The organism is Acinetobacter sp. YH12102, from assembly GCF_013419125.1.
Taxonomy (GTDB): Bacteria; Pseudomonadota; Gammaproteobacteria; order Pseudomonadales; family Moraxellaceae; genus Acinetobacter; species Acinetobacter pseudolwoffii.
In genome coordinates, this window is the sequence record NZ_VPAS01000051.1 from 1 (window position 1) to 1,183 (window position 1,183).

The window sequence follows — 1,183 nt, forward strand, 5'->3', positions numbered from 1 at the left end:
AATACCAACGAACAGCCCAAAGAATGATTTCACCTTGAAAGTGCCGACCGTGGAAGGGATTCATCTGCTGTATCTCGAAATAAATAAGATATTTAGCTTATCATGTCAGCCTATTTGCAACAGTGCCATTCAGGCAGCACTTTTATTGCAAGCAAGTACAGATTTTATCTGTACGATGAGAAAAACAAGAGTAAGTAAAGTGATAAGGGATTACCACTTTACTCTAACAGAGATTAAGCAGGCTCAGCTGTAAATCCACGATCACCGAGAGTGGCAATGACTTTATCCTGACTAACCGTTGTGTTGATTTCAACGATACGGTTTTGTAAATCAATATCGAGTGATGCATTCGAGTCGAGCTCTTTAATTGCAGTAGTAATGCCTCGTGCACAACCACCACAAGTCATATTAGCGATGTGAAATTTCATATGTTGCTCCTTTTTAACAAAACATTTGTTTAAACCATTAGAACAGTAACTCTAAACTTTCACCATACAACCAGCCTTTCTCTGAATCAGTTACTTGCTGTAACTTGGTCTGTTTACATCCATAGTTTTCATCAGAGTATTCTAAAGCATAGCGTTCTAATGACTACAGTAAAAGTACTTAACCAACATTAACGTGACTTAAAAATGACATTTTTGTCATCTACGATCACTTTGAAATTTATAAGATAGTTATTTCAATCAATAGTAGTGAACTGAATAGATGAGACTCTTATGGATTGAAGCTAAAAACCGGTGACTACCTTTAATATATAAATGCCTTATGATGCGATTTTACTGTTCTGATTGTCGTAAGCTGGCAGTCCAGTAGAAACTTTATTGCTCAGCTACAAAAGATAAAAGTACTAATGTTAAATTTCCTCAATAACCTTATTTTGAAATTCTCTTATTCAATACCCACGACAGTGGTTATATAGCCTGTTGTTAATAGAATTGATAGACCTAATAACATCTCAAATAAAATGGCATGACTAAGGTGTTTAGCAAATTTAGGATGTTGAAGATGCGGGGTGAAATACCATTTGTTGAAGGCAGCTAAAAGTAGAATACCTATAACAAAAAACATTTTAACCATGAAACCATAGCCATATGCAGTATTGATTAAGGTATTAAAATCTTTAATTAAAAGAAGAGCTACACTAGCGCCACAGGCGATTAATATCCCAACAATGAAAGCA

3 protein-coding genes are annotated in these 1,183 nt (G+C 35.1%); 1 reads left to right on the top strand and 2 read right to left on the bottom strand.

The window, feature by feature from the left end; translation table 11 throughout:
* A partial coding sequence (locus FTU42_RS14970; protein ID WP_257225605.1) for a hypothetical protein occupies positions 1 to 253 on the top strand: 253 nt, incomplete at its 5' end.
* On the opposite strand, the gene FTU42_RS14730 is transcribed toward FTU42_RS14970, so the two are convergent.
* Positions 234 to 428: a heavy-metal-associated domain-containing protein gene (locus tag FTU42_RS14730; RefSeq protein ID WP_004679365.1), complete on the bottom strand. Its 195-nt coding sequence runs from the start codon at positions 426 to 428 to the stop codon at positions 234 to 236. The genes FTU42_RS14970 and FTU42_RS14730 overlap by 20 nt on opposite strands.
* A gap of 463 nt (positions 429 to 891) precedes the next feature.
* Positions 892 to 1,183 (bottom strand): CopD family protein (locus FTU42_RS14735; RefSeq protein ID WP_180083737.1); only part of this gene is annotated, 292 nt, incomplete at its 5' end.

What these genes read in the sequence shown, in the direction of transcription:
- FTU42_RS14730 (WP_004679365.1), bottom strand. Translation starts at nt 428, where the DNA reads ATGAAATTTCACATCGCTAATATGACTTGTGGTGGTTGTGCACGAGGC.